The following is a 25,326-nucleotide window of genomic DNA, read 5'->3' on the forward strand; positions in this document are numbered from 1 at the left end:
TTAACTCATTCACATCTTTGCGATATTCATTACTAACTACAGATTTGAATCTAGTCTTAAAGTTTTTTAAGTAGTGTTGAAAGTTACCTCCCCACATAGCTTGATTGTTGATATACTCAAGTTGCAAATCTATCAAAAGTTCTGCTTGTCTAATCTCGCTCGCTTCTTGCAATTCTTTTCTCAGTTCTGCTTTACGAATAATTGATGGGGATGTTTGTAAGAATTCCCTGGTTTGTTGGGAGCTTTCAGAGCTACCCTTAGATTTGCGTGCGCATTTTAGAAGTAACAAACGGGTGAAGCGTTCCGATCCGTTGACTTTTTATCTAAATGCTGCCAGTGTAGAAGATTTTGTTGATTTTATTGAGGATGCTGATTGTCTTGCCTTGGAACCGACGGGGAGAAATTATTCTGAGCTTTGGGCTACTATTGCTGAATCTCATGGGGTATCGGTAAGATGGGTAGGTCATCCAGAGGTTAAGTATCTCAGGAAGTCTGAACGCCTCCCGGATAAGAATGATATAGAATCCGGTTATATAGTATATGTTCATTATTAAATCGGACAATCGGACCATCTCCCCCAACAATACACTCTTGTATTCAACTGGATTTGATATTGCTCCTTACTCCTTACTCCTTACTCCTTACTCATTACTCATTACTCATTACTCATTACTCCTCAGTAATACGATAACTAATTACCCGGATTCTATATGACCAGGCCGATGCATTAGCTCTGGCAAATTATGCTTTGAGAAATTGGGAAAAGGAAACTGCTTTTCTTCGGTTTGAGCCGGGAGCTATTGCTGAAATTAATGAAATTTATCTTGATCTTAAAGGACTTAAGGCTAATAATACCGCTACTACTAATCGGGTGAGGGCTAAACTCGCTACTTCATTCCCTGAAGCTGCTTTTTTAAATTCAGTACCAGGGCGTGACGGCTTATCACCATTATTTGCTTGGATTGCACAAAGGGAACGCTACACAGATAGAGGTAAGAAAAAGTACGATCGCCTCTTTGAAAATTCCGTTGGTCCGAAGTACAGAAAAATTATTAGCCAGCATACCCGCTATTTAGCCAACCAAATCTGTGACAATCATATTCAGGAGGCATTGCTAAGGGGCAGATTGTCAGGTTTGGTGTACGATCGCCTGGAGTATCAAAAGTTCAATCAAGTTTTTGATTTGTTTGGTTTTGGGTTAATGGTTAGAGCTATGCTGCTTGTTAGAATTTATCCATTATCTCGATTTGAGTCAGAAGGAGCTTTTAAACGTCGATTAGGTTTTGGTCAAGAAGAAAGGTCAAGTGGCCAGGTTGAAAGTTTTAGTAGTAGTGGTTCTTCTATTACCAAGATAGAACGGTAGTGCGTCAAGGAAGTGTGGGAAGTGTGGGAAGTGTGGGAAGTGTGGGAAGTGTGGGAAGTGTGGGAAGTGTGGGAAGTGTGGGAAGTGTGGGAAGTGTGGGAAGTGTGGGAAGTAGGAGGAATAATTGTACCTGTATCTTTTTGGGAAGTGTCTGCCACCCGTCCTAAATTTTTAGTCTTAAAGGCTAAAAAATTTGCACTTTTTTCGCTCCCCAAGTGCCCTCAACCTTGATATATCAGTGCTTTTAGATTATATTGGCCCGGCATACTAGGGCGTTTCCCACACTTTATTGATGCACAACCGATAGAACTTTATAACTGGAGTCGCACAACTGTGGCCAAGAAAAGATTAATCTCTCAAGTTGGCCTCGAAGTGCAGGCTAAGTTTGAAGAGTACAAGGCCAAGTTGAATAGTCAGTCTCAAGGCCAAGAAAAAGAACAGACTGGAAAGTTTACTAACTTAGTCCACAGCGGGATAGTAGCCTTTGCTTTGAGAAGATTATTTCCCTTGTTAAAATCTAATTGTGTTGATTAATTTTGTAATTTAATCTACTAGAATAATGAAAAAATTTCTGTTTGTCTGCTTATTCTTAATTGGGCTTGGTTGGGCCTTATCTAATTTCTCTGGTTTGGCCAATAAAGGAACCTACGACTCAATTGTTCTAGACTTCCGTGAAGATATCGGAGTTACTAAAATTGTCGATGAAATTAGGACAATTTCCGATGAATACCAAGTCACACCTCGTCTGAATAGTGAATTTTCATTATCAGATAATGTGTATATTGTCAAGGGCGATCGCCAACTCCTGAAAAACTTAAAAAGCTCTCTAGGCAAATATACTGAATACATAGAACCAAACTATGTCTATAGCGCGGATGCCATTATCTTTGATAGTGGTGACGGCGTTCCTAACGACCCCATGTACGGGAAACAATGGAACCTCCGGAGTATCAATGTCGAATCTGCTTGGAATGAAACCAAAGGCGACGGCATAACTGTAGCAGTTATTGATACAGGCGTTTCCAAAGTTCCCGACCTGGAAAAAACAAAATTTGTAGCAGGGTACGATTTTGTTAACGATCGCACATCAGCTAACGACGACAATGGTCACGGGACCCACGTTGCAGGCACCATTGCCCAAGCTACCAACAATAATTATGGTGTAGCAGGTATCGCCTACGAAGCTACCATCATGCCCCTAAAAGTATTAGCTGCTAGTGGTGGTGGAACAGTTTCCGATATTGCTGAGTCGATAAAATTTGCTGCCGACAACGGTGCAGACGTTATTAATATGAGTCTTGGTGGTGGTGGTGAAAGCCAAATAATGAAAGAAGCAATTAACTATGCTCACAATAAAGGAGTAGTTATTATTGCTGCAGCAGGTAACTCTAACCAAAACTCAGCAAGTTATCCTGCTCGTTATCCCCACGTTATCGGTGTATCTGCCACTGATCCTGCCGGAGAAAAAGCTCCATACTCCAACTTTGGTGCAGGAGTTGATATTTCTGCTCCTGGCGGTTCCACGAAAGGTCAAAATGAAGCTGGTGGTATTCTCCAAGAAACCATTAATCCAGAAAATGGCAAGAGTGTATTTGCAGCTTTCCAAGGAACAAGCATGGCATCTCCCCACGTTGCCGGTGTAGCAGCATTAGTAAAAGCTAGTGGTATTGAAGACCCAGAGGAAATTACCAACATTCTTAAAAAATCTGCCAGAGTTGTAAAAGAAGACCCACTCAATCATTTTGGTGCAGGTCAGTTAGATGCAGCAGCAGCAGTAAAGTTGGCAATTAAAGGTCAAATCACTTTCCGCGACTTCTTCCGGTGGTTGAATGATAACGGTTATCTCAATCCTGGTTTTTGGCTTGATGGTGGTGCCGTGGCGTTGTTACCGAAGTTGGCAATGGTAATAGGATCTTATATATTAGCTTGGTTGCTGCGGAATTATTTCCCTTTCAGTTGGAGTTTCCCCCTACATACTGGATTAGTTGCTGGTAGCAGTGGGTTGTTTTTCCTGCGTGGTTTCTATGTTTTCGATTTGCCACAATGGCCGATGCGTGTGATGGGTAGTTCCCTTCCCGAACTTGGTGGAGCAATTCAAGGTAGTGGTATTTTGAATCCCATTTTTGCTAGTGTTTTGATTCCAGCATTATTAGTAGTGTTGTTATTGAGTCATCAGCAAGGGAAGTGGATAGCGATCGGTACTGCTATTGGTGTTGCTAGTTGTTTGGCTGTGAGTGCAGTTGTCGATCCGGCCGTTTGGGGATTAGGTGCTGGTATATCTGCTCAAATTTTCCTAGTTGTGAATGCCATGTTATGCTTAGGTTTAGCACGTTTAGCAATTAGAACAGAGGAGAAGTTAGCATGAGTAGTATTTCAGTGAGTGGTACTGTGGAAAAACAAGGATTTGGTACTGGTACTTGGGCGTTAATAAGTGATGGTGCAACTTATGAATTAAAGGATCCTCCTCCCGAGCTATGTCAGTCTGACCTGAAGGCGAGGGTTACAGGTGTGATCCGAGATGATGTAATGACGATCGCAATGATTGGTCCGGTATTGGAAGTTCAATCTTTCGAGATGTTGGAATAGTGAGTTGTAGCGCTACGCGCAAATCAGAAGTCAGAAGTCAGAAGTCAGAAGTCAGAAGTAATATCTGACTAAGTTTTAACATTTAGAATGTTCTAACTTTTGCTTCGACTGGTGCTATCAATTGTCACGTTAATGTCTTTTTTTGAGATTTAAAAAAAGCCTGCAATGCAGGCTTTTTTTATTGCTTTATTTCTTTAGTAATACCAAGGATTAAAAAAGAATGTTATATAGAATCCGGTTATACAGTAATTGCAAAATTGCTTTTTCTTAACACAGATGTTCTACTGAATACAAATTATATAATTCATGCTATTCCAATCTTTTCTTTCTCCGTACGGACGTTGCATGCAACGTCCCTACCTCCTGACTCCTGACTCCTAAAGCGATACGATAACTAATTACCCGGATTCTATATTATGAATAATAAATGGGATTAAAATACTTGACATTAGATGTTCTTTTGGCAAAAGATTATTGATGACCTGAAAAATGGTATTTTAACTATTCATTCTAACTTCTTATATCAAATCCACTTGCTTCAGAGTTACAAGAAACCGGGTTTGTGGGAAGTCAATATTAGTATTTTAGGGCATTTGATACAAACCCGGTTTCTCTGCTTTTTTTATACTGGTACTACCAGATTTGATATTACTCCTTAGCACTGCTACAATTAAAAAGTCTCAAGAATGGCACAATTTTATGAATACACTAAAATATCAAACAACTATCAAAAACGGTCAACTTAATTTACCTCCCCTCGACTTACCAGAAGGAACAGTTGTCGAAGTGATTTTATTAATTAAAGAATCTGCTCAAACTGATGAAACAGACTATCTTCTTTCAACAGAAGCAAATCGTCAGCATCTCAAAGAAGCTGTAGAATTACTCAAAAATCCTGACAATTATATTTATGTAGATGCAGCCAAATTATGAGGAAAGTTGGATTTTTAACTCTGAGTTTTAAAGCCCGAAATACGGGCTTTTTTTTATTGCTTAATTTCTTTTGTAATCTCTACTCTTTTATCAAGAAAATAATCCTCATAAGGTTCTTTAACATTAACCCAAATAGTTGTTGGTATAAACCGGAATAAACGTCGTAGTCCTAAGTCAAGAAAATATTTTTTGTCTCTTTTGGGTTTACCATTTTTCGTGTAGATAGTATCAATTGCTTTGTTGAATATTTCGTTTTCTGCTTCAATAACTTCAGCTATACCTTGGAAATAAACACCAAATCCCTCTCCACTCAATACTGTTGAATCATAAACAACAGCAAAAACCTGCCCATTATTAATAATATTTTGAGAGTGCTGATTTTCTATCCATGATGACCAATAAAATGTGTAATCTTCATCAAATCTGGAATAGACAGGTGAGTTCCAAGGGTTCCCTTCTTGATCTACTGTTGCTAAGGTGAGATAGGTGATTTTATTGAGTACCTGTTTTGCTTTTTCGGTAAGTTCGTCGATGGAGGATGATATTTGCATATTGAAATTATCAAAGGAATTTTATAAGAAGTATTATAAATCGACGAAGAGCAACAGGGAAGATCAATCTTGTCGATCTTCAGCAAAAAATGTAGGGGCGAATCGCCGTTCACCCCTACTACGGAGAAACCAGGTTTCTTAATTTATGTAGATGTCTTTTGATTCTGGCGCAAAGACTAATACTGATAATCCATCTAAGAACACATAGCTAACCCAACCAAAAGCACAATAGCAATAACAATATAAATTAGAATTTGTTGCTGCCTAGTTTTTCCACCTCGAAAAAGAATATCTCTCAAAGCTGTAAAATCAGGGTTCTGACTTTGACTTGCACGGTTTTTTGCCTTTTCAATAAATGCAAGCTGCATATCAATATGCTCAATAAGCCGTTCACCCAACCAAGCATGAATTCTGAATAACGCATCTAAAACATCACCCACTCCAACAAAAAAACCAATGAGAATATCAATTACAGATAGAAATACTATGAGAAACATATCACCCAACGAAGCACGCACGCGACTGGCTTGCATTAACATCCAAAGTCCAGCAAACCCAGTATAGACTCCACCTACAACAGGTATAATTCCGAGAAAAGCATCTACACCAATTTTTCCAAACAATAATCCATCCGAAAGCTTCTTAAAACTTTCAATATCATTACGAGATTTAAGCAACTTGGCTTCATACATCTCTATATCAGGAGGAACAGCATCAAAATTACTTGAATCAATCATTGGTTTACCTCATACAAGTTCTAAGTTTAATTATAAACAAACTACCTAAGTACTTACCCTATAATAGGGCTTGCTGAATAAATATAAAAGCTTTATATGAAAAGGCGTTCAGCTTTTTTTGAACGAAAAAAGTGCAAGATTTTAGGTCTCTCAGGTTCAAAAATTTAGACGTAGTGGATTGTTTCATCTTAAATGGTGCGTTAGATGGGGAGGGTGGGAAGTGTGGGAAGGGTGGGGAGGAAAAGACACCTAGAAACAAAAATCTATTACACAGTTTTAGCTGAAACAGTCCAGTAGGTTGGGTTAAGCGACAGCGCAACCCAACAAAAAAGTTGTATAGCGCTAGGGAATAGGGAATAGGGAATAGGGAACAGCAAACTGTCAAAGGGTTTCAGGATTTAGAAATGTCCTAACCTATTTGCGTAGTGCTATATATGTTGTTGTTGGGTTTCGTACCTCAACCCAACCTACGGTTAGATTAAATGTAGAAACACCTCTGTAAAAATGTGGTTACTGCTGTTATTTATAACCAAGGAAAGTCTAGCATAAGTCAATCAAAACATTGTTGAAAATCGAGAGCAAAAGATAAATCTTGTCGATCTTAGACAAAAAATATGTGGAGTGATACAATGTCTCGATAATTAGCTATAATTAAAATTTTTGTTTGTAGTTTTCCTCTAACAAAAAGATAATAGGTTTCAGGACTAAAGTCCAACTACAAGCGAAATTATTAATGTTTTTGAGAAGCGATCGCTCTAATCCTAGCAAGCTACGTTATCAAGTAATTAGTTATAAAAAAGTCTTTGTTTGTAGTTTTGCTCTACCCCCGGAAATATGTCTCTAGGGCTAGAGCAAAACTACGAGCCTAAATATAAGTGTTTTACTGATTACTCGTACATCTAGTAATAAATACTCTACTTACCAAACGTTGCTTTATGGCAAATAATAATACAACTTTAGGAAAAAAAATCAGTATCAAACACTGCAAAACATCAATTAACGGTCTGTCATACTGAATTATAGTATCTTCAAAGGTATTGGAATTTCTGAATAAAATTGAGAGAAGAAAATCAACATTTTTTTCTGCAAAATTCAATCTATCTCAATTATTTAAACAGTAACTTATCAGCGGATATAGTAGCTATTTTTCTAGCAGTACAAACTATAGAATTAACATCTTTACTCGAAAGACATAAGAGCAAGGATGAAAAGTTATTAACTATGAGGAGTAATTAACCATGGAAAAAGTATTTCAAACTCAAAAAACAAACAATATTACAACTAATTCTTATGGTTTGAGCCGTTGGTTAAAATCTCTAGCCCTAGGCATAATTCCTGCTGTTTTAACTGCTTTGCCAGTTAATGCAGCCCAACAGATTTCTGTAGGTCACGAAGGTCTAAATACTTTTATTTCTGTATCATCATTAGAAAGTTATGCTGAAACTGGAGAAATTAACTATGAGCTAGCTAGCTATATGCTACTTTTAGAACCTGAAGACGAAGAGATATATCGAGGATTATTGCAAACTCGCTACAATTTTCCCCATCAAATAGTTTCTCAATTTCTCCACTCACCTATGGGAAAATTATTCCTCGAAAGTTTAGGGGAAGTAATTAAAATTCAGTCAAATTCTGATGATTCATCCTCTATAGAAAATGGTTCAGAAGCAATTAAAACTGCTCTCTTAAAATCTGCAAATGATTCTGAAGGCTTAAGTCTGATAAATTTTGTTCGTCATTTTCCCAGTGAGATTATGTGGCTAGAAGCCAAGAAAATTTTGGCTGTAACTGAAAAATTTTATACTATACAAGAAGAGACAAAAGCTTTTATCGAAACAGTAGGTAATCTAACATTAAAAGAAGCTTATCAAGAAAACAAAGTAGATTTCTCCCGATTGCCAGATATTAGAAAAAAGGGAAAATATAGCTTTTCAAAACAAGAAATTATTCTGGAAGATACTCAACGTAATCGTAATTTTTCAACGAAATTTTACTTCCCAAATCTCTCTTCAAAAGAAATCTCAATTCCTGTAGTAGTTATTTCTCATGGATTAGGCTCTAATGGGGTAAACTTTGAGAGTTTAGCTGAACATCTAGCCTCTTATGGATTTGCTGTAGCCTTACCTCAACATCGAGGTAGTAATTATGAATATATCCAGAAATTCTTAGCAGGTAAAACTAAAGATATGTTCCAGGGCAATGAATTTATCGATCGCCCTTTGGATATTTCTTTCTTGTTAAATGAATTAGAGCAATTAAATAAATACCAATTCCACGGTCAGTTAAACTTAGAAAAAGTTGGTATATTTGGTCATTCTTTTGGAGCTTATACCGCTTTTGCTTTAGCAGGTGCAGAAATTAACTTTAATCAACTCAAACAAGACTGTGGCCCACACATGGAAGTTTTGAATATGTCGCTGCTGCTACAGTGTCGTGCTTTGGAATTGAAACCACAAAAATATAATTTGAAAGATGATAGAATTGCAGCAATATTTGTACTCGATCCAGTGAATAGTAGTTTATTTGGAAAAGCTGGTATGAGTCAGGTTAAATTACCTGTTTTGTGGGGAAGTGGAAGTGAAGATAAAATTACTCCCATAGTTTTAGAACAAGCAAACTCTTTTACTTGGTTAACAACTGCTGATAAATATTTGGTCTTAACAGAGGGAGCAGATCATATTAATATTAATTTGGGTGCAGTACACAAAAATGCTTTCACTTCTCTGGAAGAGTTGATCAAAGCAGATCCAGATGTAGTAGTTGGTTATGCTAATGCTCTTGGTTTAGCATTTTTCCAAACTCATGTTGGCGATCGCTCTGAATATCGTCCTTATTTGCAAGCATCTTATGCTCAGGCCATCAGCGAACAACCTTTTAATCTAAGTTTGGTCCGCTCTTTGTCAGAAACTCAGTTAAACAAAGTATCGAAACAAGCAAGAAAAGACTAATTTAGATCATGTCCGCTTGAATATTTATAAATAAAAATGGAGGAGTCAGGAGTCAGGAGTCAGGAGTCAACCCACCCCTAACCCCTCCCAGGAGGGGAAGAGGAAGGAATTTCAAGCTATGGAAGAAAGAAGATAGTTACTCTCCTAAATTTCTGCCTGTACTTTCTTCATTCAAAAAACTTTTATAGCAGTTGAAGGCAAAGTTAGAACATAGCTAATATCATCAGGATTTACGCAGAACCACTGTATCTAGTAGAGGCGATTCGCGTTTGCGTAGCATTCCGCAGGAAATCGCCCCTACAGATGGTGTGTGATTTGATATTTTGCGTAAATCCTGAATATTTACAGCAGTTTTCATTTCAGTAGACCACAGTAGGGACGTTCCATGGAACATCCCTACGGGGTTTTGGTTGTGACGATGTGGTTCATCAATCTGAAAAGCGCTGTAATATCAAATCCGGTAGTATCGGTACAATTCAATATTGTAGGGGTTTGCTCACCAAACCCCTACCAAACTTGGAGTTTTTGACAATACTGATAATAGAAACTTATTCTCAGTGTGGCAAGCGGATTTGATAGAATTCAGTATTTCAACCCTCCGAGTTTAGTCGGAGGGTAACTGATAACTGATAACTGATAACTGAAATGACCCCTACTTCATCCACAACAAAACCCTATTATTACCGGAATCAGCAATAACAGCAGTATTGCCACAAACAGAAATGCCATAAGGCCAACACAAACTTTGCCGAGTCGGATGCAAACTCAAAGCATTTTCACCTTTACTCTGAAAATCAGGTTGACCAGTCAACGCAATCGCCGGAGTTCCCATCCCCACAACATCCCGCCAACCCAATAACCGAGAATTAGCAGTATCAGCAACAATCAACCATTCACCAACCGCTACCACACCATAAGGCATACTCAAACTAACAGCAGAAGGAAAATAAACCCCCTGATTTAACTGTACCGCATCAAATTGAGATTGACCAACAACCACAGAACAAGGTTGATTATTCTCAGTAGGGATACCATCCCAAATCATCACCCGGTTATTGCCAGCATCCGTCACAACCAAACGTTCTCCCCAAAAAGTAATAGCATGAGGCCAACGCATACTCGCCGCCGTCGGTTCTCCCCCACCATTTTCATCGCGACAACTCATATCTGCTTGCCCCAAAACCAAATCTGCAGGTTGCCCGTTAATCTCTGGTAACTGCTGCCACATCAACACCCGACGGTTGCCAGTATCCGCCACCCAGAGTTTATCTTGATAACAGATAACACCATAAGGCCAGTGCATTCGATCAGGAGCAGTTTCCGATTTACCTCGGTTAGATTCATTTTCAGAAAAATTTGCCTGCCCCAAAACGATATCAGCAGGCACATTATTATCCTCCGGTAACTCTTTCCAAATCAACACCCGATGATTCCAAGCGTCCGCTACCGCTAACCCTTCCCCATAAGCACAGATACCAGTAGGAACGCTAACGGTTGCTGCTGTTGTTTCACCGTTAGCGTTTTGCCCCTCTTGAGAAAAATCTGGTTGCCCTATTACCCAGTCAGCAGGTTGCCCGTCAGTTTCCGGGCGTTGTCGCCATCCCAATAACCGATGATGTCCGGTATCAGCTACCCACAGGGGACCAGTTTCGGAGATGAGGCAAGCACCACGGGGTCCGAACATTGTGGTTTGACTGGGTGCCAGTGGTACAACTAGGGAATTAGAGGATGGTGCGCCAAGAATAATTTCTGCTCCGTTAGGATTGAGGATATGTGGGTTTGTTTCTGGATTTTGATTGGGGTAGGTGTTAGGAGATGCTTTCATGTAAATTTTAAGGTTTTGGGTTTTAGTATCAGGACTTACGCAGAACCACCATACCTAGTAGGGGCGAATGGCATTCGCCCTCTACAGATAGCGTCGCCCTCTACAGATAGCGTCGCCCTCTACAGATAGCGTCGCCCTCTACAGATAGCGTATTGTCTAATAATTTGCGTAAGTCCTGAGTATATAGCATTTCCCAGGTTAGTGAGGTACACCGCTGGAGTTCCCCCAACTCATCGGGGGGTTAGGGGGGAAGTCCCCCTTTTTAAGGGGGATTTAGGGGGATCATTGATGTAACTCACGCCTACTGAAAAACGCTATAGTGCAAGTCAAAATTCAAAATTCAAAATTCAAAATTCAAAAGTTATAACTTGGAGAATTTATAAATGTTTTAACCTATTAGACATTTCCAATAATAAAAAATAAAACTAATTATACCAAAGAAATAATCCATTATTTTTCCCTACCCCCGTAGGGGCGATTTCCTGCTCATGCTACGCAAACGCGAATCGCTCCTACTACCTACTCCCTGTAATTGATAACTGAGGATATTGATTGACAAATTAATATTAACTATGATATGAATTTTACTTAGTTAAAATTTCAAATTATCTAGTAATAACTGATAATAACTGATAACTAATAACTAATCTAGTAATCCTAAATGATTTGTGAAAAACAACTGTAGGGATTTAGTCTAAAAATCACATTTTAGCTTGGGGAAAGGAAACCAAACCCCTACAATAAAATACTACAATCTATTTAAGATTGATATAACTGATAACTAATAACTGATAACTGAAATGACTTCACAGCAATATAAACAGAGAATGCAGCGCCGTAAAGAAGTTCAAGACCAGCGAGTATCCAAGGCAGATCGAGAAAAAGGCTTAATTATTGTGAATACTGGTCATGGTAAAGGCAAAACTACAGCAGCATTAGGTATGGTAATGCGCTCTTTAGGTCATGGTTATCGAGTGGCAATTATCCAATTTATTAAAGGTGCTTGGGAACCCGCAGAAAAAGAGGTTTTAAGTAAGTGGGGCGAACAATTATCTTTTCATGCTTTAGGTGAAGGGTTTACCTGGGAAACTCAAGACCGCGATCGCGATATCCAGAAGGTTTATGAAGCTTGGAATTTGGCTTTAACTTTTATTCGCAACCCAGATTTTAAATTAGTCTTGCTTGATGAAGTTAATGTCACTCTAAAATTAGGTTATTTAAAATTAGAAGATTTATTGACTGGGTTGGAGGAAAAACCAGAAGATTCTCATATTATTCTCACAGGTAGGGGCGCCCCTCCTGAGTTGATTGAAAAAGCTGATTTAGTGACAGAAATGCAAATGATTAAGCATCCTTTTCGAGAACAAGGTGTGAAGGCGCAACCAGGTATTGAGTATTAATATCAAATCTGATTGTATAGTTTGGGGGTAATGGGGTGATGGGGTAATGGGGTGATGGGGTAATGGGGTGATGGGGTGATGGGGTGATGGGGTGATGGGGTGATGGGGTAATGGGGTGATTGAAGTAAGTAACTATAGAATTATACACATACATTTAATATAACCCAATTATCCTTTCTAAGAAAGTAATTAATTGTTGAACTTGGCAAACATCCTAATATTAAATACAAAACAAAAAATTGTGCAAATATAACGAATTCCCCAATCTCCTCATCCCCAAATCTCCCTATCAATCTTTAGTAGCAAAAAACATTAACTTATTTCATCTACTCATAGACATATCCAATAATAAAAAATGAAATAAATTATCGTACTATACTTCATTGATTATTTTCCCCTACTCCCTACTCCCTACCAAACTAAATGTTGATAGTTAGTTTGACAACTACTTAATATTCGGAAATCATTATCACTCACTTGATTGATCTGATAATATTTCTGTAAATCAACTATATAATCAGAAGCATTGTTATCATAACTATCTATAACTTTGACCTGTAAGCTATCTTGCTTATGAATACCATAAAAGCAGTAAAAAGCTGAATGGGGCAGGTACAAAGCACCTATTACCTTACCATTTTTCAGCTTGAAAACAAAATACTCATTTTGAATTTGATCTGGCTGTTTAGACTGACCAAAAAGGTAAATGTCATCAGTCTGCGATATATTAGAGTTGTTTATTTCGGAAAAAAAGTTTGGCCTTTCTTCCTTAAACTTAACAGATATAGATTTATATTGCATCACTGGCTTATTAACTACACCATAGGTCAATATAGAGTAGGTGGCGATCGCTACTAACCTAAAAATCACGAATATTGCTTAATTATTATCTACACTATTATCATATCCATAAAAAAGGATAAAAACCTATTCTTTTAATAATTTTTGTTGCCTGATCAAATTTTTTAGAGAGTAGGGAGTAGAGAGTAGAGTTAGACTGAATCGAATCAGATATGTTCGTGCTTTACCTAGAATCGTTAATATTACTGAATCTTACTTATTGCCTAATAACTGAAATCTTGAGCAAGTATAGTATTATTTTTGGGAATTGGTGTAATCAACAAACCTCGATCTAAATCAAAAAAAATCTTGTGGAGACAATTATCAAAAATAACTATATCCACAAGAAATGATTAAAAATTGAAATTAACAAAAGAGGGATCGATACCAGGAGAATACTATTCAAATTTTGTCATAGCAGGAATTTACTTCTGAATTCTGAACTCTGAATTTTAAATTTCAAATTCAGAATTCTAAATTCTAAATTCAAATCAAGCTCAGTCACAGCAGGAATTTACGTATGAATTCGGAATTCTAAATTCTAAATTCTAAATTCTAAATTCCAAATTCATCTAGCTGGCTACATACTCTCGGACCTTGGCCTGGCGACGGCGCAAATGGGCCAAAGCTTGATGCTCTAATTGACGAACTCGCTCACGACTAAGTTGTAGTTTATCCCCCACTTTAGCTAAGGACATCTCTTTGCCATCCTCAAGACCAAAACGCAATATCAATACACGACGTTGTTGCTCAGTCAATTCTCCCAGTAAGGTATTTAAGTCTTGACGCAACAACTCACCAGTAATGTAGTCATCTGGAGAAGATGTTTCATCCTCTAAAAGTTCTTGGAGTTCAGTGTCCTGATTATCTCCAACCCTTAAATCTAAAGAAATAGGATGACGGGCCATCAAGAGATATTCTCTAATTTGAGATGGTTCTAATTCTAAAGCTTGGGCAATCTCAGAAGGAGTAGGACTACGACCTAAACTCTGAATTAGTTCTCTCTGAACTCTTTTGATTTTGTTGAGCTTTTCAGTAATATGAATAGGTAAGCGAATTGTACGAGCTTGTTGGGCGATCGCTCTAGTGATTGCCTGGCGAATCCACCAGTAAGCATAAGTAGAAAATTTATATCCCCGCATAGGGTCAAATTTTTCCACTCCTCTTTCTAAACCAAGAGTACCTTCTTGAATCAAATCTAAGAATTCCATATTTCGCTTTTGGTACTTTTTAGCGATCGCTACTACTAAACGAAGATTAGCTTCAATCATTTTTTGCTTGGCACGTTGACCTTGCTTAATTGCTTGCTTAAGTCCTTCTTCACTTAGTTGTACATATTCTGCCCATTCTAGTTTTGTTGCTGCTCTGTTTAGTTTTTCCTCTAATTTTTCTTTTAACTCTAGCAATTGCATCATTTGCTGCACTTGCTTACCATAAATAATCTCTTCTTCACGAGTTAGAAGTGGTACACGACCAATCTCATGTAAGTAGGTACGAACTGTATCCATTGAGGAGTAAGTGCTAGTATTCAATTTAGTTTTAGTTGTCTTTTGAATTTTATTTTCTTGATTTAGTTGTGACATTTGTGTAATAAACTCCTCTAATAAGTATTGCAGTAGTTATAATTCCCTCCCCAGGGTGGGAGAATTATAGAGATACAACTAGATGAGGATAGGCTTACTCATCCCCCCACAAATGTTATAAAGTGGGAAAAACTTTATAATTTGAGTTAGCGATATTCTCGTTGAGACCCTCGGGTTTTTGGTAAACCATAGATTTTGGGTGAAGTGATAGCAGGATGTAGGCAAGAGAATTTTCTCAGAAGTCAAAGAAACTACACTTGTTGAAAACCCTAGAGTCACATCCAGCGTCCATAATTGTTATAGCGCTACGCGCTAGGGAACAGGGAACAGGGAATAGGGAACAGCAGACTATCAAAGGGTTTTTCTTATAGGGAAATGCTCCGCAAACAGGATTTATAACTGTCCTAACCCTTGCTTCGACTGCTATATGAGTGAATAGATAAGATTTAGAGTGAAGGGGTTTTAGGTAGCACAGTAAACTTTTTTCACCTAAAACCTACAACCAAGGACTTACTACCTAATAGTTTGTTCGAGTTGAATAGATTTATAAGATAATTTTATTTTTGACATAAATTTTATAGTTTAGTGTTCGTGTAAAATAAACTCAGTATAAGTCCACCTTGGTTCTATGTAATACTAAATTCCTCAATAATATGTCCAATTTGTAGGTATAAAATCTTAATTTTTCCTTAAGACTGATAAGACCTAAGATTAACTCCAACTTATTCTTCACAATTTCCGCAAAACTTGAATAAAATTCTCAGCTAACTATCTATTCCATTCCATAATGGCTCAAGATATTGTTAATAAACAACTCTCACAACAGAGAGATAACCGAACTTTTCTCAAAAGTTGACAATGAAATATCAAAATTTAGTTGTTTTTTCATAGGATCTCCCAAAAAACACCACCCAAAAACTATGGGATATTTATAGATACCATCTGACTATATACTACACTGTAGCATAAAAACTGATTTTTGCATCAATCAAATTAAGTTAATTTTTTTGGTAGTCCTGCTGAGGAATGGCGAAGATACATAAGTTTTGTAATTTCTTCCCACACGAACCAACTTCCCACACCTCCCACACCTCCCACACCTCCCACACCTCCCACACCTCCCACACCTCCCACACCTCCCATACCTCCCACACCTCCCACACCTCCCACACTCTCTCTACCATTCCTCAGCACCACCACCATTTTTTTGTCCCCTCTCTATCTCTTAATATGGGCCATTTTTGATGTAGATTTGAAAAAGCGTTGAAAGTGATTTCACAGTAGTCAGCAGTCAGTAGTCAATAGACATCTTCAGAAAAAAGGCAATAGGGAATAGGCAATGGGCAATAGGGAGAAGTAATTGATAATTTATGGATCAGAATTAATTTCCTGTTTGAATTTTTGGAGATGTCTAATAGTCAGTAGACCTTTTTAGAAAAGAGGGAACAGGAAACACTTAACTGAGAACAGGCAGAAGTAATTGATAATTTATGGATCAGAATTAATTTTGTTGTTGATTTTGTTGTTGATTTTTGGAGATATTTAGTAGGTATAAAGGATTTTTTCGGTGACTTGAGAGGAATAAATCAGTATAATTTGCACTATTGTTTTAGCTGAAAATTTACCGAATAATTAATAATTAATAATTAAATAATTCACCTTTCAACCTTCCCTTTTCAAGGGGAAAAAGCGGTCGTTTCGCTGCGCGACATGAAAAGCGGAGCTTCCCGTAGGGAGGGATGCCGAGGAGACCTCAGCATATCCAATCGACCAAGAGAGCAGTCGGCAAGCGGAGGATTCCGTAGGATGGGATGCTGTTTAGCTAACGCCAAACTTTCCTGAGGTCATGCTCCGCAAAGGTTAACGCGGAGCGACATGAAAAGTGCAGCGACTCTGTAAGAGCGGGAAACCTCGCCATATCCAATCTCCCAAAAGAGAAATAAATTTTTTCCTTTTAGTCAATCCTCTCCCAAAAAGGGAGAGGTAATTATCAGTTATCAATTATCAATTATCCATTATCCATTAATTCTCTATTCCTGTAAGAGTGATTCGCTCTTCGCCCCTACTTGCTCTTTTCCGGAGAGGTCTATTAGATATCTCCAAAAATCAAAAATGAAATTAATTCAAGATATGAAATCAACAATTTCATTCCCTATTCCCTATTCCCTCACAGGAGTGCGCGTTCCGCAAGCGATCTGCCGTCGTCGCGGGGTCGCACCGCTATTCCTTATTCCCTGACAACTGCCACGAAGTCTATTAATTACAAAATTGATGGATCGCCTCCAATAATTGGGTCTCCTACAGGATTTCCGAGGAATACCCTGGTCAAACCCACAAAACCATTATCAACACCTGCATCTAAGGTAAAACTTCCGATCAAAGGTAGCTCTGTATAAGTAACACGTAACAGATAGTTAAACCCTGGAGAAAGAGTTAACTCTGAAGAAACCCCTGGAATATCTGATACTACTCCTGGTCCAATTCTTGCATCTAGATTATTAATATCATTACCACCATTATCATTAGCTGCAATTATCTGTCCTTGTCTAGAGTCTAATGGAGAACCTTGAGGAATTTGATATATTTCTAATAGAGGATCAAAAGGAGCATTGTTGCTAATCAGATCGATTGTTACTGGAGTATTTGCTGTAGCATTTAACAAATAATCTTCTTTAAAAACAAAAGCTGTATTTTCACGATTTCTCACCGCTTCATCAGTGTTGTCTATGAAACTATCAATACTAACATTTACTGGTTGGGGATTAGGGGGTATTGGAGGTGTGGAAGGTAGTGGAACTGGAGGTAGTGGAGGTGCTGGAGGAATAATATTAGCACTAGCAGGAAACAGAGCTAATTCATAGTTACTAGAAATACCAGGAGCAGTCTGAAAAACATTGATTAAATATTCACCAGGGGTAAAGAAAGCTGCCTGAAACGCCTCATTTGATGCATCCAGATTGTTGCCACTAGCAATTAAGTTACCATTACTATCTAATACTGCTACATCAATATTACCAGTCAAATTTTGTAGTGCAATTCCTGCAGTTAAAGGGGTATTAACTGTGACGCGATAGAAGTCTACAGGATCGAAATCATTGATTGTTGCAAACTGACTTATAGGTACTTCTGGAACTAGAGTACCCAACAAAGTTGGTGTGTTTGGGTTATTATTACTGTTGTCATTGTCAGTAGTATTAACATTACCATTGTCTGTAGTATTAATATTAGGATTGGCAGGAAATAGAGCTAACTCATAGTCACTAGCAATACCAGGAGAAGTTTGAAAAACATTGATGAAATATTCACCAGGGGTAGAGAAAGCTGCCTGGAATGCTTCATTTGATGCACCTAGGTTATTACCACTAGCAATTAAGTTGCCATTGTTATCTAATACTGCTACATCAATATTACCAGTCAAATTTTGTAGTGCAATTCCTGAATTTAAGGGTGTATCAACTGTGAGACGATAGAAGTCTACAGCGTCAAAATCATTGATTGTCCCGAAGCGAGTTATAGGGATTTCAGGAAATAGAGTACCTATAGGAGTTGCTGCGTTGATATTATCGTTACTGTTATCAGTAATATTCACTTGAAGTGCATTTATCGTTTCAATCATTTTGATATTTTTTTGAATTATGTTGAATTCTTAAGTTTTTTAGGCATTGGCGAAACCTTTTTAACTTAAGAAATTGGTATAGGATTAAAAGACTTGTCTATAGTGAAAAAAGTTTCTATCCTATGGAAAAATATTATAATTTTTATTCTATAGCAGGGAACACGGAACAGGCATGAAAAACATTTCCTAGTTTGAGATTCATCATCAGTAATTGTCAAGAGCAAATTCTTTCTTAGCTATATTTGATAATTCTTAGCACTTGAGCGTGTTAATTTTTCTTACCCAATTTTTCGGTGAAGAAAATCCGAAATTTCCTTTTTTATCCCCTTAATGGTACTTAAACATTTTCTGCTCGGAAAAATGCCTCAAAATCTCTCTAGATCAGAGAATTACGTCGATGCCCTAAAAATGGCTATAACCGTTGGTAATTCAAGATTTATGCCTTTTTGACGTCAAAGCATTTGCCGGTCTTAATTTGAGCCTGTTTTTGGGGTTTATTTTGTTTAAGTCCCGTTAAAAGGGGAGGTTTGAAACCTTATTTATTAGTCACAATTAAGGACTATAATCCTGAATTACCACCAAGGAATTTTCAGAAACAGTTAAGGCAAGAACTTTACCATTAATACCAGTTTGAAATACAGAATGCTATAAAAAGGTGCATCTCAATCAAAGATACTTAAAAAGAACTTCTCCAATTCATTTGAGAAAGCTATCTCTATCATTTTTACTTTTTTTCTTCAAGATTTATTCCTACTTCATTCACCTACGGACGTTGTATGCAACATCTCTACCATTTGTAGCAAATCTCTACCATTTGTAGCAAATATTTATCACGCTTGGTATAATATATGTGTGAAATTTAGCTTGAATAAGTCTTATTTTTGGTAGTTTAACATCTGATTGTGTTAACGAAGTCATATCAAATCCGTTTACTTTGGAGTAGGGAGATTTTCAAAAAGGCTATTCATTCATAGGGTTTGGGTTTACCGGAAAAATAAGGTTTAAAGCCTCTCCTTTTAAGGATAAAAAAAGAAAAAAAATCCTTTTAAACGTTCCTATTATTAATAAATAAAAAGAGGTAATTTTAATTATTAATTATTAATCATTTAAAAAACCTCTATAAGGCATACAAGGCATGAATTGTAACGATAATACCTCTTTTGACATTATATATCATAAGTCTGGAATGTAAAATCAGGCGTCAAAAGTTGTCTTTTTAATACCAATTCCTATGCATTAATGCTATGCTTCCTGAAAACTTCAGTTATTAAGTAATAAACAAGTAAAAGCAATATTAAATACGATTCGTTTACAAAGTGCGAAAATATATTATGCCTAAAAACCCTACTTCCTATTCCCTATTCCCTCCTCTCAAGAAAATGTAGTGAGAATCCGTGAGATTATGATATAACCTGGATTTTGAGGAAATCTCCAAAAACATTTCGCCTATCAAAGAGGGGATTTATACCTGTATTCCTAACTACTAACAACAGCTCAACTATTTGTAGCCAAAATTTAGAACACCTGGTATTAGTTATGAGGGTGTGTATTGCTATGTAATTTTCGCGTATAATATGCTGATAAACTGCCTGCTAAATGTATCTAACCAAAAATCCCTAATTATGATGAATCTCCCAGAATTTTTTAACCAACGTTATCAAGTTAAACAAGAACTAGGTTGCAATCAAACTGGAGGTCGAATTACTTATCTCACAACTGATACTACTACCGATACACCTGTTGTCACAAAACAATATCAATTTGCAAATTGGGCAGAATATGAAAGTTACTATAGAGAAATAGAACTGCTACAACAACTAAATCACCCTAGTATTCCCCGTTATCTTGATTCATTTGAGACAGAAAATGGCTTTTGCTTAGTGCAAGAGTACAAAAATGCTTCCTCTCTTGCCCAAACCCAACTGTGGACAGTAGCAGAAATCAAACAAATTGCTCGAGAAGTATTAGAAGTTTTAGTCTATCTACAGAAGCAAGTACCACCAATTATTCATCGGGATATTAAACCAGAAAATATCTTGGTTGAACGAAATGATATTCAACTAAAAGTTTACCTAGTAGATTTTGGGTTTGCTCGCAGTGGGTATGGTAATGTAGCAGTTAGTAGTGCAGTTAAAGGAACTCTAGGATTTATGTCACCGGAACAGTTGTTTAACCGGGAACTAACTAAAGCATCAGATTTGTACAGTTTAGGCGCAACTTTAATATGTTTACTCACTAATACAAAATCTAGCGATATTGGTAAGCTAATCAATGATAACTATCGAATTAATTTCAAAAAATTGCTTCCAGAAGTAGATCCAACATTTACTGATTGGTTAGAAAAAATGGTGGAACCAAACCTAAAATCTCGTTTTCCAAATGCTGAAATAGCTCTCAAAATGCTTAATTCTCTTGGAAATTCAGACAATATGACAAATCAAAAAATGCCATTTGCTAGAAAACAACCAAAGAAAATATTTGCTAGAGTAACAACAATTAGTTTATGTCTATTAGGACTTTATAGTATCATAGCAGCACTAACAACCTGGGGTGAAAATAAATGGTTAAGTTCAAGGATAGAAATAGAAATATCTCGATCTAATGCTAGAAAGCAACATTTGCAGCAAGCGTTATTACAAACAGGTCAGTGTCCTCGGTGTGACTTAAGCAATGTTAATTTAGCTTATGCAAACTTGAAGAATGTTAACCTCAAGGATGCTAATCTAAATGGTGCCGATCTCAATAATTCTGTTCTCACAGATGCAGAATTATGGAAAGCAAATTTAGCGGGTATTAATCTGTCGTCTGCTAATTTATCTGATGCTGATTTAAGAGGGGCGAAACTCAGGTACGCAGATTTACACTCTGCCAATCTTTGGGGCGCAAATCTAGGATATGCTAATCTTTGGGATGCTAACCTAAATAAGGCGAACCTTCAAAATACTAATTTTTGGAGAGCAAATCTAGGTTATGCCAAGCTAGAAAATGCTAACCTCAAAAATGCTAATCTCTGGGGAGCAAATTTATTCAGAGCTGAGTTAGAGAATGCTAATCTGGAAAATGCCAATTTGGAAAATGCTCAGTTGGATGGTGTCAACCTTAAGGGTGCGAAATTAAAACAAGCTAATCTCAAAGATACTGTACTCACAGCGCATAAAGGTGATAGCGAGCGCATTGTTAATTTAGAAAATGCCGATCTAGAAGGTGCTAATCTTGAAGGTAGTCATCTAGAAAATGCTAATCTATTAGGTGCTTATTTGAAGAATGCTAATCTCAGGGAAGCTTCTCTCGAAGGTGCAGACTTGCGGGGTGCAAATTTGACTGATACTAACCTCAGCAAAGCTTATTTACGGGGTGCAAATCTTCGTGGTGTTAATCTTCGCGGCGCAAAATTGGAGAGTGCCAACTTCCGAGATACTGACCTCAAAGGTGCTATTATGCCAGATGGTAGTATTCATCCTTGACATACTCCCGACGTTGCCCTTCTATTCCCCCCTTTCCAAGGCAGGGTCAATTTATTGTCATCAGAGAAAAAAGTAGGAGAGGGTGGGGAAGTGTGGGAGGTGTGGGAGGTGTGGGAGGTGTGGGAGAAAAATCCGCTTTTATTTATGCAACTTCCGTATCCCAATCCTCACCATCTTCCCAATCCTCACCATCTTCCCAATCCTCTCCCTAAATATTCTCTGGCGACAAAGAATTAGCCCTGCCTTTCCAAGGGGGGTTATATAGAATCCGGGTAATTAGTTATCGTATTACTGAGGAGTAATGAGTAATGAGTAATGAGTAATGAGTAAGGAGTAAGGAGTAAGGAGTAAGGAGTAATATCAAATCCGGTTGAATACAAGAGTGTATTGTTGGGGGAGATGGTCCGATTGTCCGATTTAATAATGAACATATACTATATAACTGGATTCTATATTAGGGGGGATGGAGAGCAAGGGACTTCCCGCCAGGAAAGTTAAAATCAGAAAAGAGGGAATAGGGAATAGGGGGAAATAATTGATGTCCTGTTTTTATTATTGGAGATGTCTAATAGAAGAAGTTATATGATTTTCGGTTGAATACTTATAAATAGTTAGTCCTGTAGATGTAGTGTAGATGTAGTGATATCAAACCTGCTTAATTCGGTATAAAAAAATCTTCATTTTCAGCAAAGAGTAAATCTTTCTAAGTTCTCTTCCTTCCTGACTTCTAGATTAACTATCTAATTATACTGATGCTAGCGAATTTGATATGATTTAGGGAACACTTAACTGGGAACAGGGAATAGATAATAAGGAATAGAAAGTACCATTATTTCCTAGTTTCTAATAAATAGTATTCCCTTGACTACTTTACTTTTTTTAGGATATTACTACTTGTACACTACTACCAATAAATAATGGTAGTAGGGAAGAGTTCAGCAATTAACAATTAACAATTAATAATTACCTCTCTCTAAAAGGAAGAGGATTGAGAATAAAAGAAAAAAATTTCTTTTTTTCCCCTTGAAAGGGGAGGCTTTAAACCTGAATTATTGAATAATTAATTATTAATTATTAATTATTCAGTTGACTAACTTCTACAACTCTCAAGAAATTTAATTAAATGTTTGTGAAACTCTTCAGTTTTTTTCATATAACAAGCATGGCCAGCATCAGTCAGGATAACTTTTTGAGCATTGGGCATTAATTTCACTAATAAATCAGCTTGTGTTACAGGTACTATTCGATCGTTACTTCCCCAAATAGCTAATGTTGGTAATTGAATACCTTTTAATTCATTCTGAAAACGTTCAATTCCTACAGGGGAAACTGCTACAAAACCTCCTAGTCGATCGCCATAATTAATCACAAAAGGCAAACTATAAGCACCACTCATAGAAGGAGATATTAAAATTGGGAAATTTAAGTTTAAATTATTTAATATTTCTCGCAAAAAACCGAACCTAGAAACCGATATTCTTTGGGAACGGCCATAACCAGGAATATCTACAGCAACAGCTCGATAACCTCCTGTAGTCAAAAGTTCCAAAGTACCTATTTCTTCCCATGTCTGAGCAGTAAAACTTGCTCCATGTAGCAACAATACACTTGCTGAATTTTTTTGCCCAGTTTCTAGGTAATGAATCCGAACATTTTCTAGCTCTAGAAATTTAGAATTAATCTTGATATCCATGATTTATTTAAGCTAATTTTATGATTTTAAATAGTACAAGAAAAAATGATTTTTATAGCGCTAGGGAATAGGGAATAGTCAACTGTCAAAGGTTTTTTCCTGCGAAAATGCTCCGCAAACAGGATTTATAAATTTCCTAATCTTTGCTTCGACTGCTATAAATATGAATATTAGTAACAAAAATTCCAGGGAAAAACCCAAAGTTTTTGTCGAAATTCGCTCTCTTTGATTGATTTTAATTGCCGAACATTTGCAAGATAACCAAGGATAAATTATCGATTATTGGCGAGTAGAAAAGGATAACTCTTTCAACAATGAATAATTAATAATGAATAATTAATAATTATTCATTGTTGAAACTGATAGGATTGACTAATCATGAAAATTTTTATTTATTATCCCCTATCCAAGGGGAGGCTTTAAACCAAAATTTTTCGGTAATAATATTGACAATTCAATCTGAGTAGTTATTATTACTTATTTCTACATATTGCCTTGGCCTAAGAAAGAAAATTTTAGATTTTCCTGGTGGCAGGATGCCATCTGAACAAACATCAGCGCCAAAAATTTTATAGTGGGAATAAGGAATAACAGAAGCAGAAATTATTTATCTTAAACAGCTCGACACCAATGGATAGCCAATTCATAGTTCGTAAATCTAATCAAAAACTTTACGGTTTTATTGCCCAAATAGACCCCACCCTATCAATATCCAATAATTTGTTGGATACTATCTATTTTACCAGAAAATCAGGCAAAGTGTAAGTATTCAATCAAACGTAATATAAGGTGTAAAAAATTGACAAATTTCGGCGGATCTGTTCCGATAAGTATCATCATTTAAAACAGGAACTAAGTCTGTTATATTGATTGGTTTAGCTAAGTTAATCCAAGAACGACAGCCACCATATTTAGGATGATAAAAAATCTCATAGACTTGAGAAAGTTTATAAGTTCTTAAAAGTAAAATATAAAGCCTTTGTTGGGGTTTCCATTTGAGGCGATCGCTGACAAACTTTTCATTCCAAATATGGTAGGCAAACAAGTTATTTAAAATTGACGGATCGCTTACTGGTAAAACATTAGTAATCTCAGCAAAACTACTAATTTTAATTTTTTCAGGATGCCAACCAGAATCTACAATTTCTACCTGTTTTGCATATTGTGGTTTGAGTAAATTTGGCTGTTGATGTTCAAAAGTTGGATACAGTAAAACCTGTTTATGTACAACGGTAAAATTATTCCCCTGTTCTCTAATTCCACCTTTTCTTAGTAACATAATTGTGTTGCCATTTTCTAAAGCATTAACAGCAACATTCCATTCTTTAAGGGCAGCAGTAGTAGTTTCCATAATTATCTGCTTCTAGCTACAAATTAAATAATTAATAATTGGAAAATCTGGTTAATTATTGATTACTAAGCTAAAAATTGTACCATGTAAAACCAATTAGATGTTCCGGAAATTGCCCAAAGTCTAAGAAGTATTTGGAAAGCATCTATAGCATTTCTCATAAAGATGAGGTACAGTTACGATCCCCCTAAATCCCCCTTGAAAAGGGGGACTTTGAAGACTCCCCCCTTTTTAAGCTATGCTTTATAAAGATTTTTCTTAACATAAAACTTGACAACATAGAGGAGTTATGTTTAAGTCTTGAATCGGCTTTTTCAGGAGAAAAGAGTATTTTTCAATACACTTTTTTATGAATGTAGACAGAATTCTTCCTCCCCCTCCTCCCCCTCCTCCCCATCCTCCCCACCCTCCCACAAGGGTTTCAAGAGTTCCTTAT

21 protein-coding genes are annotated in these 25,326 nt (G+C 36.9%); 12 read left to right on the forward strand and 9 right to left on the reverse strand.

The window, feature by feature from the left end; genetic code table 11:
* The first annotated feature begins 293 nt into the window (after positions 1-293).
* The 7 genes from F6K40_RS25455 (at position 294) to F6K40_RS25485 (ending at position 4,882) form a co-directional block, all read left to right on the forward strand.
* On the forward strand, positions 294-554 hold the full coding sequence (locus F6K40_RS25455; protein ID WP_293139892.1) for a hypothetical protein: 261 nt from the start codon (positions 294-296) through the stop codon (positions 552-554).
* A 194-nt stretch (positions 555-748) separates the two neighbouring features.
* Entirely contained in the window at positions 749-1,363 is a 615-nt protein-coding gene (locus F6K40_RS25460; RefSeq protein ID WP_293139893.1) for a hypothetical protein, read from the forward strand.
* Between the two features lie 12 nt (positions 1,364-1,375).
* On the forward strand, positions 1,376-1,594 hold the full coding sequence (locus tag F6K40_RS25465; RefSeq protein WP_293139894.1) for a hypothetical protein: 219 nt from the start codon (positions 1,376-1,378) through the stop codon (positions 1,592-1,594).
* Positions 1,595-1,696: 102 nt separating this feature from the next.
* Entirely contained in the window at positions 1,697-1,897 is a 201-nt protein-coding gene (locus F6K40_RS25470) for a hypothetical protein (protein WP_293139895.1), read from the forward strand.
* Between the two features lie 25 nt (positions 1,898-1,922).
* Positions 1,923-3,728 carry a S8 family peptidase gene (locus F6K40_RS25475; RefSeq protein WP_293139896.1) on the forward strand — a complete coding sequence of 602 codons (1,806 nt, stop codon included), beginning with the start codon at positions 1,923-1,925 and terminating at the stop codon, positions 3,726-3,728.
* Entirely contained in the window at positions 3,725-3,949 is a 225-nt protein-coding gene (locus F6K40_RS25480; RefSeq protein WP_293139897.1) for a hypothetical protein, read from the forward strand. Before F6K40_RS25475 ends, F6K40_RS25480 begins: the two co-directional genes overlap by 4 nt.
* Before the next feature lie 699 nt (positions 3,950-4,648).
* Positions 4,649-4,882, forward strand: a complete 234-nt coding sequence (locus tag F6K40_RS25485; protein WP_293139898.1) for a hypothetical protein — start codon at positions 4,649-4,651, stop codon at positions 4,880-4,882.
* 53 nt (positions 4,883-4,935) lie between these two features.
* Here the strand turns inward: F6K40_RS25485 and F6K40_RS25490 are convergent, their stop codons facing one another.
* On the reverse strand, positions 4,936-5,433 hold the full coding sequence (locus F6K40_RS25490; RefSeq protein WP_293139899.1) for a pyridoxamine 5'-phosphate oxidase family protein: 498 nt from the start codon (positions 5,431-5,433) through the stop codon (positions 4,936-4,938).
* A gap of 194 nt (positions 5,434-5,627) precedes the next feature.
* Positions 5,628-6,170, reverse strand: coding sequence for a DUF4112 domain-containing protein (locus F6K40_RS25495; RefSeq protein ID WP_293139900.1), 543 nt, complete (start codon positions 6,168-6,170; stop codon positions 5,628-5,630).
* 1,238 nt (positions 6,171-7,408) lie between these two features.
* Between F6K40_RS25495 and F6K40_RS25500 the strand changes: the two genes are divergently transcribed.
* Positions 7,409-9,118, forward strand: a complete 1,710-nt coding sequence (locus F6K40_RS25500; protein ID WP_293139901.1) for an alpha/beta hydrolase — start codon at positions 7,409-7,411, stop codon at positions 9,116-9,118.
* A gap of 652 nt (positions 9,119-9,770) precedes the next feature.
* Here the strand turns inward: F6K40_RS25500 and F6K40_RS25505 are convergent.
* On the reverse strand, positions 9,771-10,943 hold the full coding sequence (locus F6K40_RS25505) for an NHL repeat-containing protein (RefSeq protein ID WP_293139902.1): 1,173 nt from the start codon (positions 10,941-10,943) through the stop codon (positions 9,771-9,773).
* 800 nt (positions 10,944-11,743) lie between these two features.
* Here F6K40_RS25505 and cobO point away from each other — a divergent pair.
* Positions 11,744-12,343, forward strand: coding sequence for a cob(I)yrinic acid a,c-diamide adenosyltransferase (gene cobO, locus F6K40_RS25510; protein ID WP_293139903.1), 600 nt, complete (start codon positions 11,744-11,746; stop codon positions 12,341-12,343).
* A 411-nt stretch (positions 12,344-12,754) separates the two neighbouring features.
* Here cobO and F6K40_RS25515 read toward each other — a convergent pair whose 3' ends face one another.
* The 4 genes from F6K40_RS25515 to F6K40_RS25530 all read right to left on the reverse strand — a co-directional run bounded on the left by F6K40_RS25515 (position 12,755) and on the right by F6K40_RS25530 (position 18,382).
* Positions 12,755-13,213 carry a hypothetical protein gene (locus F6K40_RS25515; protein WP_293139904.1) on the reverse strand — a complete coding sequence of 153 codons (459 nt, stop codon included), beginning with the start codon at positions 13,211-13,213 and terminating at the stop codon, positions 12,755-12,757.
* Positions 13,214-13,755: 542 nt separating this feature from the next.
* Positions 13,756-14,766: an RNA polymerase sigma factor, RpoD/SigA family gene (locus tag F6K40_RS25520; RefSeq protein ID WP_293139905.1), complete on the reverse strand. Its 1,011-nt coding sequence runs from the start codon at positions 14,764-14,766 to the stop codon at positions 13,756-13,758.
* Between the two features lie 998 nt (positions 14,767-15,764).
* Complete coding sequence (locus F6K40_RS25525; protein WP_293139906.1) at positions 15,765-15,950, reverse strand: hypothetical protein; 186 nt, start codon at positions 15,948-15,950, stop codon at positions 15,765-15,767.
* A 1,076-nt stretch (positions 15,951-17,026) separates the two neighbouring features.
* Complete coding sequence (locus F6K40_RS25530) at positions 17,027-18,382, reverse strand: hypothetical protein (protein WP_293139907.1); 1,356 nt, start codon at positions 18,380-18,382, stop codon at positions 17,027-17,029.
* A gap of 1,622 nt (positions 18,383-20,004) precedes the next feature.
* Between F6K40_RS25530 and F6K40_RS25535 the strand changes: the two genes are divergently transcribed.
* Entirely contained in the window at positions 20,005-21,846 is a 1,842-nt protein-coding gene (locus tag F6K40_RS25535; RefSeq protein ID WP_293139908.1) for a serine/threonine-protein kinase, read from the forward strand.
* Positions 21,847-21,900: 54 nt separating this feature from the next.
* A complete protein-coding gene (locus F6K40_RS25540; RefSeq protein ID WP_293139909.1) occupies positions 21,901-22,083 on the forward strand; it encodes a hypothetical protein in 183 nt (60 codons plus the stop codon).
* Positions 22,084-22,936: 853 nt separating this feature from the next.
* Here the strand turns inward: F6K40_RS25540 and F6K40_RS25545 are convergent.
* Positions 22,937-23,539 carry an alpha/beta fold hydrolase gene (locus F6K40_RS25545; protein WP_293139910.1) on the reverse strand — a complete coding sequence of 201 codons (603 nt, stop codon included), beginning with the start codon at positions 23,537-23,539 and terminating at the stop codon, positions 22,937-22,939.
* 630 nt (positions 23,540-24,169) lie between these two features.
* Between F6K40_RS25545 and F6K40_RS25550 the strand changes: the two genes are divergently transcribed.
* Positions 24,170-24,304, forward strand: coding sequence for a hypothetical protein (locus tag F6K40_RS25550; RefSeq protein WP_293139911.1), 135 nt, complete (start codon positions 24,170-24,172; stop codon positions 24,302-24,304).
* 4 nt (positions 24,305-24,308) lie between these two features.
* On the opposite strand, the gene F6K40_RS25555 is transcribed toward F6K40_RS25550, so the two are convergent.
* Positions 24,309-24,890 carry a DUF1802 family protein gene (locus F6K40_RS25555; RefSeq protein WP_293139912.1) on the reverse strand — a complete coding sequence of 194 codons (582 nt, stop codon included), beginning with the start codon at positions 24,888-24,890 and terminating at the stop codon, positions 24,309-24,311.
* Positions 24,891-25,326 lie beyond the last annotated feature (436 nt).

Source organism: Okeania sp. SIO3I5, assembly GCF_010672085.1.
In the GTDB taxonomy this organism is placed as follows: Bacteria; Cyanobacteriota; Cyanobacteriia; order Cyanobacteriales; family Microcoleaceae; genus Trichodesmium.